Raw genomic sequence first — 17,504 nt, 5'->3', positions numbered from 1 at the left:
TCGTTAAGTTAGGCTATGATAGGCGCAATCACAACTTAAAAGGATTTGTTATGTCGACTGAAGACAACAAAGAACAACGCCACAAAGCAAGACAACAGAAAGTAAAAGAACAAGTCGATGCACGTGTGGCTGCTGCCCAAGAAGTCAAAGGCCTATTGTTGGTCATCACGGGTAACGGTAAAGGTAAATCAACATCCGGTTTTGGTACGATTACACGTGCAGTCGGTCATGGTAAAAAGTGTGCCGTCGCTCAGTTTGTTAAAGGCACTTGGGATAACGGCGAAAAGAACGTTCTCCAAAAGCTCGACGTAGAGTTCCAAGTGATGGGTACCGGCTTTACTTGGGAAACTCAAAACAAGGCTCAAGATATCGAAGCCGCACAGCGCGTGTGGAAAGAGTGTCAGCGCATGCTAGCCGATGAGTCGATTGATGTAATTCTGTTTGATGAGCTGACTTACATGGTGAGTTATGGCTACATTGAACTGGATGAAGTGGTACAAGCTCTAAACAACCGTCCGAAAATGCAATCAGTAATCATTACTGGCCGTGGAGCGCACCGCACTTTAACGGACATGGCCGATACCGTGTCTGAAGTTCGTAATGTGAAGCACGCATTCGAATCTGGTGTTAAAGCGCTTCAAGGCGTTGACTGGTAATCACATGCAACCAGAGATCCCCGACTCGGCCACTCTTCCCTCTCGAGGATGACGACCACTAGACTGGCACGCCCTTAAACAAAGGACGAGTACCTGTCGTCATTCCCTAGAACGAGGGCCGAGTGTCATAGGGAATCTCTCGAAAGTATTATAAGCATCCAAAAAAAAGCGCCATTCCTACAACAGGAATGGCGCTTCTTTTATATACGAGTTAGAAACGTTTAGTTAAAGAAACCTTTCAATAAACCATCGACTGCTTCTTTAGTTTTCTCGTCTTTGATCTTGTCCGTTAGCTTGTTCACACCACGGTCAATTTCTTTCTGTGCTTTCTGTTTCAACACATCATCAAAAACAAGTGCGAATTTCGGGTCAGCCCACTGGCCAGTTACCTTAATTGGGATGGTCACATCTTTCAGGTCGTCAATGCTCTTACCGCCCTGACCTTCAAGTGAACCCACAATTGATGTACGTACAAGGAAGTCGACCGTCTCATTGATGAAGTTTGCTTTACCTTGACCTGTCACGCGTAACAGTGGCGACTGTGCTGATAAGTCGTTTGTTGAAACCCAACCTTTGTTGACCTTCAGCGTCGCTTTCATTGCACTGAAGTCCGTTTTTTGAGCTTCATTTGTGCTTTCAACTTTTTCGCCTTTGATCTTCGCGTAATTCTCACGAATCAGTTGAGCTACGTTGATGCCGTTAACTGCACCATCTTCAAAGTTAATCGCGATAGTACCGACTAGGTTTTTCTTGATACCCGTCGGAGTCAGACTCTTACCTTTCACGTTGACATCGATATTACCGGTACCTTCCAGCATATCGTTATCTGCAACATCAACCAGTAACGGCTGAACTTTCACACCTTTGATTTTCTTCTTAGCTGTGTAAGTCGCTGGTGTTTTACGTGCGTCTAACTTAGCTGTCGCAGAAATAGAGCCTTGGTAAAGGTTCGATGTGAATGAGGTAAGCTCTGCGATACCACGGTTAACCGAGAATGCTGTTTTAACATTCTGCATTTTCGCATTGTTCGCCTTAAACTTATCAATCGTGATGTCACCTTTCACATCTAATGTTTTCAGTGCCGACAGATCAGGTTCTACTTCTTTCGCAGGTGCAGAGCTGCCTGAGTTTGACGTTGAACCACCAGCAGACTCAGAGGGAGCCGTGCTCGCCGTTTCTGTTGTATTACCTAAGCCTAAGAACTCATCAAGGTCGATGTTCGGACTATGAAGAGAGAAACGCACCTTTGGTATTTCAGATAGGGTTACGTCTGCTTTACCGTCTAATGCAATAGCGTTAGCTTGTAGCTTCTCTAACACAAAGCTCAGGTGGCTCTTGTTAAGATCAAAGCTTAAGTCAGACAGCATGTCGACTTTCATTGGAGACTGAGGAAGCGTGTCGCCTTTGAATGTTGAGTCTAACGTCAATTTGTTCAACGTTACTTTTGAGATCGCGCTATCAACCGTAAGTTCACCGCCACCTTTAAGATCAAGGTCAAGACCCGCTGCATTACCGATTACAGCGTAAGTCAGTTGGTTGACCTTATCGAACTCAAACGTATTCAAGCCAATTTTTGCTGACTCAATCGACGTCGCTGGATCATTGAACTTAGCGTTTAAATCAATGTTACGAAGTGCGTAACTTGCAAAGCCTTCAGCTAATTTGAATTCGGCACTGCCCTCCGCTAAGAACTTCTGTTGGTTGTTTTCACCAGAAGCCGCAAATGTCGCGGTTGTCCATGTATCAACGGCAAACTCAGAAAGGTTCAAAGACACATCGTATAGCTTAGTGAATGAACCCGCTTGCTTGTCGTCCATTTCAAACAATGCGTTTGAGACAGTTACACCTGCAAGGTTGATCGTCCAAGCAGATGCGTCTGTAGCACTTTGCTCTTGAGGTGCAGGTGTTGATTCAGAACTTGCGCCAGCGACAGGCTCAGACTCTTGAGGCGCTGACGCTTGCGTTAGCGCATCAATGTTCTTACGACCATCTTTAAGCGTTTCTAAGTAAAATTCTGCACCATCTAGAGTAATGTTGCCTATCTCTAGTTGGTTGCTAAATAGCGGAGTAACCGAAACATCAACGCCAACGGTATCAACCTTAAATAGGTTTGGTTGGGTGAACCCTTCAGGGTTACGTAATTCAGTTTGACCAAGTTCGAAGCCAATAGATGGGAAGAATTGCCAGCTGATATCCCCTTCAATCACAAGCTCTAGGCCTGTGTGTTTTTGAGCTTGTTCGACAATTAATGGCTTAAATTGATTGGGATTCACTAACAGCACTAGTGCCAGAATTGCTGCAACGACAACAAACACTGGTACAGCTATGAAAATGAGTAGTTTCTTCATCCGCATATTCCTTGCTTAGATTCCAAAAGAAAGTGGCACTATAAAAGTGCCACTGATTCGGTAAAAAATAAAGCTAAGTGAGTCACTTAGGCAAAATTTTATTCGATTAAGACTTCAACAACTTCGCAATGTGCGCTTTTAGTACATCAATCGCAATACGGTTTTTACCACCACGAGGAACGATGATGTCTGCATGTTGTTTTGAAGGCTCGATAAACTGCATGAACATTGGACGTACTGTTTCTTGGTATTGCTTAAGTACAGTGTCCATTGTACGACCACGCTCTTCTACATCACGCTTAACACGACGTAGTAGACAGATGTCTAATGGTGTATCCATAAACACACTTGCGTGCATTAGTTTACGAAGACGCGGGTCTGTTAGAAGCAGAATACCCTCTAAAATGATCACTTTCTTTGGAGTAAGTGTAGTCGTTTCAGAAGTACGTGTGTGCTCTGTGTAGCTGTATTCAGGAACTTCTACGGCGTTGCCACTCATTAGCTGCTGTAGATGTTCACATAAAAGATCATGATCTAGTGCATTTGGGTGATCGTAGTTAGTTTTAACACGCTCTTCCATACTCAAGTGGCTTTGGTCGCTGTAATAGCAATCTTCCGTGATAACACCAATTTGATGGTCGCCTACTTTTTCGCGCAATTCATTATAAATTGTACTAGCAATCAGACTTTTTCCTGAAGCTGAAGCGCCAGCGATACCTACGATGACACATTGATTATTATCAGACATTAATTTTGCACCCGATATGGTTTGGTGGTGGGAAGAGATAAACCGCCTGATTATAGGGGCTAAAGCACATAGATTCTAGTCGCGATTTTAGCTAATTGCAGTCAAATTGATGATCTCAATACATTTACTTAAAACAATCGTTTGCTTTCAAATAACTTGCCTACAACTATTTGCACAAGCCCAATGGCTATCTGCCCAATCCAACCGTTGTTTATCTAATCCAAACTGTATTTAAACGACCCAGTAATTAACTTGCGCTATTCAACCATAGAGAAGTTAATCGCTTCTGGCCTTGCTTTCCCTGTCCAGAACATTTTCGCAGCCACATTTTCTGCGAGCTCTAGGTAGTGACGTGTATGTTCACTATCAGGACGACGAATCACCGTCGGGCAACCAGCATCGATATCTTCTCGCACGTCAATATGAAGAGGGATTTGGGCCAAGATATCGAGGTAAAACTCTTCTGACATCGCTTCTGCACCACCAGCACCAAAGATATGCTCTTTCTCACCACAGTGACTACAAATATGATAGCTCATGTTTTCAACTAAGCCTGCGACTGGCACACTCACCTTATCAAACATCGCTACGCCTTTACGCGCATCCGCTAATGCCAAATCTTGAGGGGTGGTCACCACTACTGCGCCCGTCACTGGGATCTGTTGCGACAACGTCAGCTGAATATCACCGGTGCCCGGTGGCATGTCGATAACAAGGTAATCCAACTCTGGCCATACAGTTTCATTAACTAGCTGCCCCAAAGCCTTCGCTGCCATAGGGCCACGCCAGATTGCCGCATCGTCTTTCGACACAAGATAGCCAATAGAGTGAGTGAAAATGCCATGAGCCTCGATTGGCATCATCCATTTATTGTTCTGTACTTCTGGTTTTGCGTCTAATTGGCCGAGCATCATAGGCACTGATGGACCATAGATATCTGCATCCAATAAGCCCACTTTTGAACCAGACTTAGATAAAGCAAGCGCAAGGTTTACAGAGGTTGTGGATTTACCTACCCCACCCTTTGCCGACGTCACGGCGATAATGTTCTTAACGCCCTTCAAAGGTGTCGCGACGGTTGTTTCTAACGCAGATGGCTTCACCTTCACTTCAAATTGGAAAGCACTCACAAGCTTTTGCTCAATCTGGGCATTAATCCAATCTTCAAGATCAACAGCAAGCTGATTGGCAGCAAAAGGCAAGGTAATAACAAATGATCCACGCGGATCAACCGATACAATATTTTGGTGTAGCGCCCACTCTGGTATGAGGATTGGTGACTCGAACTCATTCAACCATGAACAGAAATCTTGCTTAGAAGTAAAGTTACGCATTGAGGCTCCTTTTTTTATTTATGCTATCACCCACGAGATGAAGACTGAACCCCTAAAAAACTAGGGGAATCCTTTGTCTGATACCTTGGCGTATCACACGTTATAAAGTAGTATTACCTCTCAAAATTTATACCTATCAAAAAAGCGAATTATTAAGTATGGCAACTGATCCAAGACAACTTTTGGTAACTTGTGCGCTTCCGTACGCTAACGGCTCTATTCACCTTGGCCATATGCTTGAGCATATCCAAGCTGATATCTGGGTTCGATACCAGCGTCTACGTGGCAACACTGTAAACTTCATCTGTGCTGACGATGCTCACGGCACGCCAATTATGCTTAAAGCTCAACAGATGGGTATCACACCAGAAGAGATGATCGCTGCTGTTAGTGAAGAGCACCAAAAAGACTTCGCTGGCTTTGATATCAGCTTTGATAACTACCACAGCACACACAGCGAAGAGAACCGTGAACTGGCTTCTCACATCTACCTAGAACTTAAAAAGAACGGCTTCATTTCTAGCCGTACTATTTCTCAGCTTTTCGACCCTGAGAAAGAGATGTTCCTACCAGACCGCTTCGTAAAAGGTACTTGCCCTAAGTGTAAGTCAGAAGACCAGTATGGTGATAACTGTGATAACTGTGGTGAGACATACAGCCCAACTGAACTGATTAACCCTAAATCGGCGGTTTCTGGCGCAACTCCAGTAATGAAAGACTCTGAGCACTTCTTCTTCGACCTACCTCAGTTCGAAAGCATGCTGAAAGAGTGGACTCGTTCTGGCTCTCTACAGAATGAAACTGCAAACAAAATGCAGGAATGGTTTGAGTCTGGCCTGCAACAGTGGGATATCTCACGTGATGCACCTTACTTTGGCTTTGAAATCCCAGGCGAAAAAGACAAGTTCTTCTACGTATGGCTAGACGCACCTGTTGGCTACATGGCTTCTTTCAAGAACCTATGTGACAAGCGTGACGATCTAAACTTCGACGAATACTGGAAGAAAGACAGCACAACTGAGCTTTACCACTTCATCGGTAAAGACATCGTTTACTTCCACAGCCTATTCTGGCCAGCAATGCTAGACGGCGCAGGTTTCCGCAAGCCAAACAACGTATTCGTACACGGTTACGTGACTGTAAACGGCGCGAAAATGTCTAAGTCAAAAGGTACATTCATCAAAGCAAGCACGTACCTAAACCACCTAGACCCAGAGTGTCTACGTTACTACTACGCAGCTAAGCTAAACAGCCGTATCGATGATTTAGACCTTAACCTTGAAGACTTCACTCAACGTGTAAACGCTGACGTAGTAAACAAGATTGTTAACCTAGCTTCGCGTAACGCTGGCTTCATCACTAAGCGTTTTGAAGGCAAGCTTTCTGCTGAATTTGCCGAACCAGAACTTTACAACGAATTCGTTGCTGCTGCTGAGCGTATCGGTGAGCTATACGAAACTCGAGAGTTCAGCCGCGCTATCCGTGAAATTACTGCACTAGCAGACAAAGCTAACCAGTACATCGATGAGAAAGCACCTTGGGTTCTTGCAAAAGAAGAAGGTAAAGAGAAAGAGCTTCAAGAAGTTTCTTCTGTTGGTATCAACCTATTCCGCGTACTAATGGCTTACCTGAAACCTGTGATGCCTGAGCTTGCGGCTCGCACTGAAGCTTTCCTAAACGAAGAGCTAACGTGGGAAGCGATTGCTACTCCGCTAACTGATCACGAGATCACTAAGTTCAAAGCGCTATTCAGCCGTATTGATCCTAAGAAAGTGGAAGCAATGGTTGAGTCTTCTAAAGAAGATGCAGCCGCTGAAGCAGCAGCGAAAGAAAAAGCAGAAGCTGAAAAAGAGCAAGCAAGCCAAACTGAGTTAGACAAAGAGCCAATCGCAGACGAGATTGAGTTCGATGCCTTTGCTGCAGTAGACATGCGTATTGCTCGTATCATCTCTTGTGAAGAAGTACCAAAAGCGAACAAACTACTGAAGTTCCAACTGGACATCGGTGGTGAGACTCGCCAAGTATTCTCTGGTATCAAATCAGCATACAAACCTGAAGAGCTAGAAGGTAAGCTAACTGTAATGGTAGCAAACCTAAAACCTCGTAAGATGAAGTTTGGTATGTCTGAAGGCATGATCCTAGCCGCGGGCCCTGGCGGCAGCGACCTATGGATCCTTGAGCCACACGAAGGTGCACAACCTGGTATGCGTGTAATGTAATTCTGATTTCAGTCAGATAACAAGCACTCATCGCTAAATCCCTAATGCACTTATAACTTGAAAGAGTTAATAAGCATTGGGGATTTTTTATATCTACCGAAAATTTACGTTCTCTGTTAGAGTCGCCGTCAACTATGCTATGTAGAGTAGAAATTGGTTTGTCGACGATAATGGACTAACCAACACCTCTTTACTCTAAAACCCTTTTTAGGAATCCCCAGTGACTAACAACGAAATCTTGCGTCGTATTCAACACGCACTAAACCTTAAAAATGCACAAATCATCAAAGCTATCGAACAAGCTGATGTGACCGTTGCTCATGACCAAGTGATTAACTGGCTAAAAGACGACAACGACAAGTCATGCTCTAAGATGAAAGACAAAGAGTTAGCGGTATTCCTAAATGGTTTCATCAACCTTAAGCGTGGCAAAAAAGAGGGCGAGCAACCTAAACCTGAAGTTGCACTGACGAACAACATGATCTTCATGAAGCTTCGTATCGCATTAAACATGAAAGCAGAAGATGTTTTGGATGTACTAGAAGTGGTTGGCATTAGCTTGAGCAAGTACGAAATCGGCGCTTACTTCCGCAAGCCAGAAAACAAAAACTACAAAGTGTGCGAAGACCAACTACTTTGCGATTTTCTAAACGGTGTGCAATTTACCAACCGTCCAGACTCAGAAGAGTTTGCGGGTTAAGTCGCTACTCATAGATAAATTACTCGTCATAGGTAAGTAACTACTCGTAGGTAAATTAATGCCCCACGGGTAATTTTCTAGCAACGACAGATAAATAAAAAGCGGCGAGATAATTGAATTATCTCGCCGCTTTTTCGTTTTCTTTACGTCACTGACTAAACAGGAGCAACAATAGTAAACCTATAGCTTAGCTGTCGTCTTCAGTGAAGTTCGTTGGCAATGTCGTTTTCATTTCATTCCAAACTTGTGCACTTGCAATACCGTAGTTACGAATCACTAATGGCAAAGTTTCGCGCTCACCACTTTCACAGATAATGAACAACTCTTTATAAAAGTCCATCGCTAAACGTCGTGCTTCTGGGTTAGAGAAGTAGTAGCTACCGATACGGTCATACAGTTTACGCACACCGTTAAAGATTAGGCCGTAAATCTGGTTGCCTGAGTGGAATGCCAAACGTTGGAAAAGCATATAATCATAGAAGTTGAAAGTCTTCGCGATTAAGATCGTCTGACGTTTCGCTTCATCTTTTTCTGAATCTTCTTTTACCGCTTGCTTGATCTTGTCAGCGTATGGCGACGATTCTAAGAACTCATCCCAAGTCGGTGCCGCAAGTAGCGCTTCACAAGATTCAATCACGTTGCTGATAGTACGCTCTGAAGCTTCTTTGTTTGCTTTAAATGCATAACGCATAAAGATCGGGCTGATATTAGTACGGGCAGCAAGTAGGTCTTCTACCATTTTGCTTGCGTTATCAACGTCCAACGTCATTAGCGTATCAAGGATATGAAGACCTGAGGTTTCCATAAACTGGTTAACTTTAGTGGGTTTGCCGTGCTGGATTGTCAACCAACCATCACGAGCAAGACGTTGTAGTACTTCACGAAGCGTAGTACGTGTAACACCAATCAGCTCAGAAAGCTCACGCTCTGCGGGCAAGATAGAACCTGGAGGGAAACGGCCATTCCAAATACTTTCAATGATATACTTTTCTGCAAATCCTGCCGGGCTCTTCGCCTTAATGACCATCTACACTTCAATCCAATTTAATTATTCTGTTCTAATTTACTCATCATACCACTAGTTCACACCTAGCGGAAACACCCGCAAAAATTTTACTCACTCAAAATAGCAGTAGAGTTAAAACTCTAAAGTTCAGCACACGTTTGCACCCTAGGTTTGGAAAGCAAGCGACTATAAATCACCATTTCAACAAACCATTAACACAATAAATTTTCTTTTAAATCAATGAGATTAGTCATATTTTCAAAGTTATTAATTTGCAATATTAAGTTGTAATAATCATATATAAACCGTCGTTATTCTGTAAATTTCAATCATTTCGCTGAAATATTGATTCTAGTCGGTTTTTATCACATTTTAAGTGGTATGCTTGCGCTACTTTGATCGCGTTTCTCAACAAAAAAGAGGTATTTTTAGTGCTACAGGGCTTTTCCTGTTGACTAAATGTTATCGAAGAGTAGAGTTGCGCTCAAAAATAAGCAGTGCTTGAGTTTCTAAGGGAGTGACTTGGCAAGACCACAGAACATTACATGGAATGTAGTTTTTCTAAGTCACTGTTAGTTATAGTTTTTAACAATTTCTATAGCTCGATTCTCAAAATGTTGTATTGCTTGTCTATTCATAATCAACATAAAAGAGTATTAACATGCCGATGTCTCTCGGAAACGCTTTTATCAAGAACTTCCTTGGTAAAGCTCCTGATTGGTATAAACTTGCCATCATTTCCTTTTTAATCATCAACCCGTTTGTTTTCTTCCTAGTTGACCCATTTGTTGCGGGCTGGCTGTTGGTGGTTGAGTTTATTTTCACTCTAGCTATGGCTCTAAAGTGCTACCCTCTTCAACCGGGTGGCTTATTGGCAATTCAAGCCGTCGCCATTGGCATGACCAAACCAGAAATGGTTTATCACGAGCTACAAGCAAACCTTCCAGTATTACTCTTACTTGTATTCATGGTTGCTGGTATCTACTTCATGAAAGAACTACTTCTGTTCATTTTCACGAAGATCCTGCTCGGCATCCAATCAAAAATCTTACTCTCTGTCGCTTTCTGTGTCGCTGCAGCGTTTTTGTCTGCCTTCCTAGATGCGCTGACAGTAATCGCTGTAGTTATTAGCGTTGCGGTAGGCTTCTACTCTATCTACCACAAGGTTGCATCGGGCAAGGGCACGACGTCTGCACACGATCATACTCATGATGAAGAGATCTCTGAGCTAACTCGTGATGACCTAGAAAACTACCGTGCTTTCCTACGTTCACTGCTTATGCATGCCGGTGTTGGTACTGCACTGGGTGGTGTAATGACCATGGTAGGTGAACCACAAAACTTGGTAATTGCTAAGCAAGCGGGTTGGGAGTTCGGTGAATTTATCATCCGTATGCTGCCAGTAACACTGCCTGTTTTCTTCTGCGGCATTCTAACTTGTGCACTTGTAGAGAAATTCAAAGTGTTTGGTTACGGCGCAGAGCTACCAACGAATGTTCGCCAAATCTTGGTTGAATTTGACAACAAAGAACGTGCAAACCGTACAAAGCAAGACGTAGCAAAGCTATGGGTTCAAAGTGCAATCGCAGTTTGGCTGATTGTTGGCCTTGCACTTCACGTTGCTGAAGTAGGTTTAATTGGTCTTTCTGTAATCATCTTAGCAACTGCATTTACTGGTGTTATAGAAGAGCACTCTATGGGTAAAGCCTTTGAAGAAGCTCTGCCATTTACTGCACTTCTTGCCGTTTTCTTCGCGGTTGTTGCTGTAATCATCGACCAAGCTTTATTTAAGCCAGTAATCGATGCAGTACTTCACGTTGAAGATAAAGGTGCACAACTCGCTCTCTTCTATGTTGCCAACGGTATTCTATCGATGGTTTCAGATAACGTATTCGTCGGTACGGTTTACATCAACGAAGTGAAAACTGCATTAGTAGAAGGCATCATCACTCGTGACCAGTTCGACCTACTTGCTGTTGCTATCAACACAGGTACTAACCTACCTTCTGTTGCTACGCCAAACGGCCAGGCTGCATTCCTATTCCTATTAACATCAGCACTTGCTCCGTTAATTCGACTGTCTTACGGCCGCATGGTTATCATGGCACTGCCATACACCATCGTATTAGCACTGGTTGGCCTTGCAGGTATCGTGTTCTTCGTAGAGCCAATGACAGCATGGTTCTACGACGCAGGTTGGATCATTCAACGCACTGGTGAAGTCGTTGCTCCAGTTATCTCTGGTGGTCACTAAGCTAAACACTGTGTCGCAAACCAAAATAACTATAACTAACTAATCAAAAATATTAGTTGATTAGGAAACTTATCCAAGATAAAAAGCTCTGAGTAATCAGGGCTTTTTTATTTTATAGACGGGATTAAATTCGTGAACTTTTTAGCAATGATCAAAGACTTCTCTAAGGGACGTTTATCTTGGCTTTTACTGCTGGCTTTTATTGTCTTTTTTGAGGCATGTGCTCTCTTCTTTCAACACGTGATGATGCTTGGCCCTTGCGTAATGTGCATCTATGAGCGCGTTGCGATGCTTGCTATCGGTGTTGCAGCCATGATTGGTGCTATTTCCCCGAATAACCCAATATCACGTTGGTTAGGCCTTGCTAGCTGGGGATTTGGCGCATACAAAGGTTTGACGCTGGCTTTAGAGCACGTTGACTACCAGTTTAATCCGTCTCCTTTTGCTACTTGTGACCTGTTCGTGACCTTCCCAAGTTGGGCACCTTTAAACCAATGGGCTCCGTGGATGTTTGAAGCTTACGGCGACTGTAGCAAGGTTGTGTGGCAGTTCTTAGAACTTTCGATGCCACAATGGCTTGTGATTATCTTCGCGGGTAACTTAGTTGCTTTCGGTTTTGTAGCGCTTTCTCAATTCGTTAAATCAAAAAATGACTAACAATTAGCTCATCATCTTCAGAAACAAAAAGTCGACCCAAAGGTCGACTTTTTATTACTTAAACTTTTTATCACTTAAAGAAAGTCTGTTACTCAACAAGCCGTAATTAGCTGTTTTTACCACAGCATTGTTTAAACTTCTTGCCGCTTTCACAAGGACAAAGGTCGTTTCGACCAATATCTTTAAACGGGTTCACGCTCTGGGACTTATTGCCCAACATAGCTTCATCCGCTGCCATTGCCACTTCTGAGATCATCAGATCGACCTGGCCCACTAAATCAGCAAGCGATGGTGGGTTTTGAAGCCCAGCCGCAACCATTTGTTGTTGAGTTTGCTCTTCATCAATCGCGAGCATTAATGTAGTCAGCAGAGCTTGCAGCATGCGCAGAGTGCCGTCCGCAACCGTAATGCTTTGCCACTGCTCTTCCACTGTCGGCCAAACCATCATAAAACCTTCCGCAAAATCTGCGAACTGCTCATTGAAGTCGCCTTCTGCAAACACATCAGTCAGTAAGTATTCACTACGCTGAATCAGATTGTGCTGGCGGTTAATCTGTTCCGTCACTAATGTTACAAGCTCTTTGCCCGCTTCAGGTGCTACGATAGCAATCCATTCTTCAGGATCGAGTGGCTTGGTCGCTAAGTTAGACGCAAGGATTGCACCTTCAATAAACTGCGGCGTAATGTCTGAAATAGATTCTGGTAGGCTTAATAATTGGTATGTCATGAAAGCTCTGGATATTTGGGCATTTTCGATATTATAACGCCATACTCTCCAAGATGTCGCTATTAAGAGACGAAACCATCATTAAGGTAGACACACCACACTCATAGTGACAATCCTGTAAGCAAACCGTACAATCACGCCTCGATTTTTTCGGTTCACTCAGTTTAGGTAAAGCAACATGCGCGTAATACTTGGCCCTATGGAGGGCGTTCTAGACCACCTAATGCGTGAAATTCTCACAGAGATAAATGATTACGATCTCTGTGTGACAGAGTTTGTGCGCGTCGTGGATCAACTTCTTCCTCCGCATGTGTTCCACCGTATTTGCCCAGAGCTGCACCAAGGTTCTCAGACCATGGCTGGTGTGCCAATCCATCTTCAACTTCTAGGTCAACACCCAAATTGGATGGCCGAGAATGCTTTTCAAGCTGCTAGCTTAGGCGCTAAAGGCATCGATCTTAATTTTGGTTGCCCAGCAAAGGCGGTAAACAAAAGTAATGGTGGCGCTTCATTGCTAAAAGAACCAGAACTCATCTATCAAGTGGTGAAATCTTGTCGAGAAGCGGTACCTGCACACATTCCTGTATCCGCAAAGATCCGATTAGGTTGGGAGCATCCGGAAGAGTGCTTTGAAATTGTCGACGCCATCGAACAAGCTAAAGCTGACGAACTCACCGTGCACGCAAGAACCAAAGTTGGCGGTTATAAAGCCAGCGAAATTAAATGGGATTACATCAATAAAATAAGAGAGAAAACATCTCTGCCATTGATTGCTAACGGGGAAATCTGGAACTATCAAGATGGTCAAGATTGCATAGAAGCAACAGGCGTCGATTCATTGATGGTCTGCCGTGGTGCTTTCAATATTCCAAACCTTGGTAACGTCGTTAAGCACAACCACCAGAAAATGCCGTGGGATAAAGTCATTGAACTTTTGCTGCGCTATTCAGAGTTTCAAATTAAAGGGGACAAAGGTATGTACTACCCCAATAGAGTGAAGCAGTGGTTTGTTTATTTAAGTAAAGGCTACCCTGAAGCGAACGAACTATTTAAAGAAATTCGCACTTTCAAGAAGGCGCCGCCGATTGTAGAACGTCTTCAACGTTATCAAGAAGAACGCCGTCAACCTGTTTAAGACGAAGCACTTAATGATTCAATAACGTGGCTAAAATTCAAGACGGTCTTTACCCGTCGTCTTAGCCACGTACAGCTTTTCATCGGCGTACTTAAATATCTCATCGAAGTTAAGCTTACTTTGCTCAGTTTCAACAATGCAGACACCGCCAGATACCGTAAATCCATTTGGAATAATGTCGGCTGAAGTGGAACAAATCGCATTCTTCACCCGCTCTAAAGTTCTCATCAAAGTTTCACGATCTTCGCCTCTCATATAAACGACAAACTCTTCACCGCCAAATCGTGCTGCTACGTCACTGCTTCGTACACTGTTACCTATCTGACGTGACATATAACGAATCACATCATCACCCTTGTCGTGGCCGTAGGTGTCGTTAATTGACTTAAAATCATCGATATCAAATACAGTTAAGGCAAACAATTGATCGTGCTCTACGCTGCGCCAGAATGCTTCTAAGCCGCGACGATTCAATAAACCTGTCATTGGGTCTTTGGCCGCGAGATCTTTGAAGTAACCACGTTCAATATTGGAATTGACGTAGAAAAAGATAGTTACAGAGAACAGATAGACAATGATGGCAACAATAAGACTGTCTTTCTCATAAACGAAAAAGTGCTCAACCTCTTTCTCGATGTCTAACTCGTAATACATCGCATGGTGAGACGCGACACCATCTAGTTTGATCTCATGGTAGAAAGCTGCAGAATCTATCGGGGTAGCTAAAGTGGTGTCAATAATATCGATTCGACCTGCTAGATGTTGGTTCGAATTAGCAAGCAGCCTGCCAACATTAATATCCACCGACAGCATCCCTTGGTGAACGCCTTTATGGAATACAGGGATCGTCATACTAATTATACGGTCAAGGGAATCAAAACGATAACCAGGGCCTGAAAGGGTGAGTTGGTCAGGGTTGTTGGCTGTTTTCTGCCAGTAAGGACGACTCTTTATAGTCGAGAGCAGCTCTTTGCTCAGCCCTTTGGCAAAATCTTCTGGTGAAGAGATCACATAGCCGCTCGTATCAATAAAGTGCACGCCGTCATGGTATTCATCAAGCTGGGATAAAAATGAAAGAATAGGAGCTAACGCTATTTTTTCTGACGCGCTCTTATAACTATCACTGCTTTCAGAACAAAGAGACTCTTGACCGATTAGCATATAGTCGATATCGACAGAAGGAATGTCTGAAGTTTTACCATCTGCGAGGAGTAACACATCAATAGGCCAGATTTGGCAAAGCCCATCCACAACTTGTTTGTTGTGATCGAGAAAGAGAGGGTTTCCAGATTTGTAGTAGTTGGAGAAGCTGTAGTCTAGGGCAGTCACCACTTTTGTGGTTCTTTTGAACACATCTTCAATACGATGAAACTCACTACTGATATCTTTTTCTACCGCGTCAAAATGATTCTTTCCTATTAGGCCAAGTAACATCGCGGCGATCACTGCGGGAAACCCGAAGACAAAGGTAAGGCTAAAGTGCCTATTTACTTTCATATAGTGTGCTCTTAGCGTTCAGCTATTTTCATTTGCCCCATTAATATTATTACATTAATCGGCAATTCGCTCGACGTAAAATAATGTAAATTGATATTAACAACGCACCTGACGGTAAAATAACCGCTTACAAATGAATAAAATAGAGAAGCGCGAACATATAGAGCAGGTTAGTTCTGTTTATCTGAGCCCATTCCTATGCTGTTAATAATATGACTTATGACCTATTAGTTCACCTAACACCAAACTCAATTCACCGGCTAACGATTGCACGATCAATCACAGACTGAGGCACTGTCACGCCAAGCTGACGAGCAGCTTCTAAATTCACCACCAGCTGAGAACTCTGCGCAGTTTTGACACTTAGCTTCCCGGGCTTCTGTCCGTTCAGAATGGCAGCCACATAGTCTGCGGTTTGTACACCAACGTCATAGTAATCTAAGCCTAAACCTGCAATCGCGCCCTTTCCGACATAAGATGTGGCACCTGCGACGACGGGTGTATCCGCTTGGTTAGCCGCGTTGATAAGACCTTCCATGCCGCTCGCAACAGTATTGTCCGTTAAGGCGTAGATAACATCCGATTTCTTTGCCACTGATTCTGCTTTTGATTCCACATCATCAATGGTGAGTGCTCTTTCTGTGTAAAGAGTAAAACCAAAGTCTCGCGTCGCTTTCTTTAACAGCCCAACCAAGGCAACTGCATTTGCCTCTGCAGGGTTGTACACCACACCAATTGAATTAGCTTCAGGAAGCAGTTCTTTGATTAATGACACATGTTGAGTGATCGGAGATAAATCAGAAAGTCCCGTAACATTGCGCCCCGGCTTTTCCAGTTGTTTAACTAGCCTAGCGCCGATAGGATCGGTAACCGCAGTAAACACGATAGGAATAGAGCGAGTCGCCGAAACTAGGGCTTGTGAAGTCGGTGTTGCAATACCAACCAATACATGAGGATTTTCACTGACAAGCTCTCTGGCAATTTTGGCGGCTTGCGCTGGATTTCCGTCCGCCATTTCATAAGAAAACTCTAAGTTCTTACCGGGTTCATAACCTTTAGCTCTTAATCCTTCAAGAAGCCCTAGACGTGTCGCATTCAAATCTGGATGGTCTACGACCTGTGACACCGATACCTTGGCAATATTTGCTACCGCACTACTAGCCCACAACAACAGACAACCACTCAACGCCGTCGTTAATACTTTTCTTACAAAACCCATCAATACTTCCTTCATCAAGCGCTCATTGTTATTGCTCGCTCTAGAGAGAACACAACATTAAACTCACTATTGACATTATTACCAGTAAGCTTTGATGACTTGAAGTGATATTTAACAAAAACACAACAAAGCTCGAATTATGCGTCAAAAGGCTAGTTGGGTTGAATCCGCAGGTAAGAAACGAAGTGAATAACAAGAGGTAATTGAAACGATCAACAAAGAGTAAGATGAACCAACAGGATCAAGAGGAACTAATCTGAGAACATGCCATCACAATGTAGAGCTGTTCTCAGAAGATAGGGAGAAGTGAGGTTTTCTTAGAACCAGCGTTCCATTGAAGATTTGTCTAACTGACGAAATGCACGATTCAGAATGATCGCCAATTCCTTATAACGAGGGCGTGGCTTCATTGGCTCTAACGCAAAACCCGTTTCAGTGATCTTCTCGTGCAGTTCGCGGTACCAGGATACTAACGCTGGCGGAAGTTGTGTATTTGAGCGGTTACCTAACCACCACATGCCTTGAAGCGGCAAACTAATAGCAAACAAAGCCATAACCACAGCTTGTGGCATCGCTTGGTAATTATTAAAGACCATTTGCGTAAGAACGCTGATAGCAGCTATCGCGGGCATCACCTTAACACCAAAGCGCGTCGCTTTAATGATGCGTTGCTCAGGGAAAATAGCGTTTAACTCTTTTCGAACAGGCCAGAGATCCATGTACTTTTGGCCATCTTTTAAACTGCTAGCTAAACCAACTCTATTGCTCATATGAGTCTCCCATTAAAAAAAAGTTGAAATCATCAACTAAAAACACAAAAATTTGACGAAAAATAATATTCTTTCAAATTTTTTTGTTATATTTGCACAATATCGCTATTATTTGCAGACCTCAATCTCATTGTTGCCCTTATTCACAATTTAAGCAACTTTGAGAAGACTTCTGCAAGGAATGCACAAGCCTCTTTTTTTGAAAAAGTGCGCTTTCACTTTATACGGAAATTA

The 17,504-nt window shown here is 43.4% G+C and carries 14 protein-coding genes; 6 read left to right on the top strand and 8 right to left on the bottom strand.

Going from position 1 to position 17,504, the window contains the following annotated elements; genetic code table 11:
* The first annotated feature begins 50 nt into the window (after positions 1 to 50).
* The gene (gene cobO, locus CWO13_RS05750) at positions 51 to 656 is read left to right on the top strand and encodes a cob(I)yrinic acid a,c-diamide adenosyltransferase (RefSeq protein WP_048659722.1); all 606 of its coding nucleotides are present in this window, start codon (positions 51 to 53) and stop codon (positions 654 to 656) included.
* A 221-nt stretch (positions 657 to 877) separates the two neighbouring features.
* Here cobO and CWO13_RS05745 read toward each other — a convergent pair whose 3' ends face one another.
* The 3 genes from CWO13_RS05745 to apbC all read right to left on the bottom strand — a co-directional run bounded on the left by CWO13_RS05745 (position 878) and on the right by apbC (position 5,086).
* Positions 878 to 3,004 (bottom strand): AsmA family protein, encoded by a 2,127-nt coding sequence (locus CWO13_RS05745; protein WP_102479579.1) that lies wholly within the window; start codon positions 3,002 to 3,004, stop codon positions 878 to 880.
* Positions 3,005 to 3,110: 106 nt separating this feature from the next.
* Positions 3,111 to 3,752 (bottom strand): uridine kinase, encoded by a 642-nt coding sequence (gene udk / locus CWO13_RS05740; protein ID WP_004734002.1) that lies wholly within the window; start codon positions 3,750 to 3,752, stop codon positions 3,111 to 3,113.
* A gap of 257 nt (positions 3,753 to 4,009) precedes the next feature.
* Positions 4,010 to 5,086 carry an iron-sulfur cluster carrier protein ApbC gene (apbC, locus tag CWO13_RS05735; RefSeq protein ID WP_048659724.1) on the bottom strand — a complete coding sequence of 359 codons (1,077 nt, stop codon included), beginning with the start codon at positions 5,084 to 5,086 and terminating at the stop codon, positions 4,010 to 4,012.
* A gap of 158 nt (positions 5,087 to 5,244) precedes the next feature.
* Here apbC and metG point away from each other — a divergent pair, with 158 nt between their 5' ends.
* Both metG and CWO13_RS05725 read left to right on the top strand, forming a co-directional pair.
* Positions 5,245 to 7,305 carry a methionine--tRNA ligase gene (gene metG, locus CWO13_RS05730; protein ID WP_060982307.1) on the top strand — a complete coding sequence of 687 codons (2,061 nt, stop codon included), beginning with the start codon at positions 5,245 to 5,247 and terminating at the stop codon, positions 7,303 to 7,305.
* Between the two features lie 220 nt (positions 7,306 to 7,525).
* Positions 7,526 to 8,005, top strand: a complete 480-nt coding sequence (locus CWO13_RS05725; RefSeq protein ID WP_010437231.1) for a DUF1456 family protein — start codon at positions 7,526 to 7,528, stop codon at positions 8,003 to 8,005.
* A gap of 187 nt (positions 8,006 to 8,192) precedes the next feature.
* On the opposite strand, the gene fadR is transcribed toward CWO13_RS05725, so the two are convergent.
* Positions 8,193 to 9,032 carry a fatty acid metabolism transcriptional regulator FadR gene (gene fadR, locus CWO13_RS05720; protein WP_017062161.1) on the bottom strand — a complete coding sequence of 280 codons (840 nt, stop codon included), beginning with the start codon at positions 9,030 to 9,032 and terminating at the stop codon, positions 8,193 to 8,195.
* A gap of 640 nt (positions 9,033 to 9,672) precedes the next feature.
* On the opposite strand from fadR, the gene nhaB reads away from it, so the two are divergent.
* Positions 9,673 to 11,265: a Na(+)/H(+) antiporter NhaB gene (gene nhaB, locus CWO13_RS05715; RefSeq protein WP_048659726.1), complete on the top strand. Its 1,593-nt coding sequence runs from the start codon at positions 9,673 to 9,675 to the stop codon at positions 11,263 to 11,265.
* A gap of 132 nt (positions 11,266 to 11,397) precedes the next feature.
* The gene (dsbB, locus tag CWO13_RS05710) at positions 11,398 to 11,922 is read left to right on the top strand and encodes a disulfide bond formation protein DsbB (protein ID WP_258186366.1); all 525 of its coding nucleotides are present in this window, start codon (positions 11,398 to 11,400) and stop codon (positions 11,920 to 11,922) included.
* 106 nt (positions 11,923 to 12,028) lie between these two features.
* Here dsbB and CWO13_RS05705 read toward each other — a convergent pair whose 3' ends face one another.
* The gene (locus tag CWO13_RS05705; RefSeq protein ID WP_048659727.1) at positions 12,029 to 12,649 is read right to left on the bottom strand and encodes a YecA family protein; all 621 of its coding nucleotides are present in this window, start codon (positions 12,647 to 12,649) and stop codon (positions 12,029 to 12,031) included.
* A 178-nt stretch (positions 12,650 to 12,827) separates the two neighbouring features.
* Between CWO13_RS05705 and dusC the strand changes: the two genes are divergently transcribed.
* Positions 12,828 to 13,784 carry a tRNA dihydrouridine(16) synthase DusC gene (gene dusC / locus CWO13_RS05700; protein ID WP_048662073.1) on the top strand — a complete coding sequence of 319 codons (957 nt, stop codon included), beginning with the start codon at positions 12,828 to 12,830 and terminating at the stop codon, positions 13,782 to 13,784.
* 30 nt (positions 13,785 to 13,814) lie between these two features.
* Here dusC and CWO13_RS05695 read toward each other — a convergent pair whose 3' ends face one another.
* The 3 genes from CWO13_RS05695 to yfbV form a co-directional block, all read right to left on the bottom strand.
* Entirely contained in the window at positions 13,815 to 15,281 is a 1,467-nt protein-coding gene (locus CWO13_RS05695) for a GGDEF domain-containing protein (RefSeq protein WP_048659729.1), read from the bottom strand.
* Between the two features lie 253 nt (positions 15,282 to 15,534).
* Complete coding sequence (locus CWO13_RS05690; RefSeq protein ID WP_102530178.1) at positions 15,535 to 16,500, bottom strand: ABC transporter substrate binding protein; 966 nt, start codon at positions 16,498 to 16,500, stop codon at positions 15,535 to 15,537.
* A gap of 317 nt (positions 16,501 to 16,817) precedes the next feature.
* Complete coding sequence (gene yfbV, locus CWO13_RS05685) at positions 16,818 to 17,270, bottom strand: terminus macrodomain insulation protein YfbV (protein ID WP_017062168.1); 453 nt, start codon at positions 17,268 to 17,270, stop codon at positions 16,818 to 16,820.
* Positions 17,271 to 17,504: the final 234 nt, after the last annotated feature.

The organism is Vibrio sp. ZF 223, assembly GCF_003050585.1.
Lineage (GTDB): Bacteria > Pseudomonadota > Gammaproteobacteria > Enterobacterales > Vibrionaceae > Vibrio > Vibrio crassostreae.
This window is presented reverse-complemented; position numbering and strand designations above follow the sequence as displayed.

What these genes read in the sequence shown, in the direction of transcription:
- cobO (WP_048659722.1), top strand. Translation starts at nt 51, where the DNA reads ATGTCGACTGAAGACAACAAAGAACAACGCCACAAAGCAAGACAACAG.
- CWO13_RS05745 (WP_102479579.1), bottom strand. Translation starts at nt 3,004, where the DNA reads ATGAAGAAACTACTCATTTTCATAGCTGTACCAGTGTTTGTTGTCGTT.
- udk (WP_004734002.1), bottom strand. Translation starts at nt 3,752, where the DNA reads ATGTCTGATAATAATCAATGTGTCATCGTAGGTATCGCTGGCGCTTCA.
- apbC (WP_048659724.1), bottom strand. Translation starts at nt 5,086, where the DNA reads ATGCGTAACTTTACTTCTAAGCAAGATTTCTGTTCATGGTTGAATGAG.
- metG (WP_060982307.1), top strand. Translation starts at nt 5,245, where the DNA reads ATGGCAACTGATCCAAGACAACTTTTGGTAACTTGTGCGCTTCCGTAC.
- fadR (WP_017062161.1), bottom strand. Translation starts at nt 9,032, where the DNA reads ATGGTCATTAAGGCGAAGAGCCCGGCAGGATTTGCAGAAAAGTATATC.
- nhaB (WP_048659726.1), top strand. Translation starts at nt 9,673, where the DNA reads ATGCCGATGTCTCTCGGAAACGCTTTTATCAAGAACTTCCTTGGTAAA.
- CWO13_RS05705 (WP_048659727.1), bottom strand. Translation starts at nt 12,649, where the DNA reads ATGACATACCAATTATTAAGCCTACCAGAATCTATTTCAGACATTACG.
- dusC (WP_048662073.1), top strand. Translation starts at nt 12,828, where the DNA reads ATGCGCGTAATACTTGGCCCTATGGAGGGCGTTCTAGACCACCTAATG.
- CWO13_RS05695 (WP_048659729.1), bottom strand. Translation starts at nt 15,281, where the DNA reads ATGAAAGTAAATAGGCACTTTAGCCTTACCTTTGTCTTCGGGTTTCCC.
- CWO13_RS05690 (WP_102530178.1), bottom strand. Translation starts at nt 16,500, where the DNA reads ATGGGTTTTGTAAGAAAAGTATTAACGACGGCGTTGAGTGGTTGTCTG.
- yfbV (WP_017062168.1), bottom strand. Translation starts at nt 17,270, where the DNA reads ATGAGCAATAGAGTTGGTTTAGCTAGCAGTTTAAAAGATGGCCAAAAG.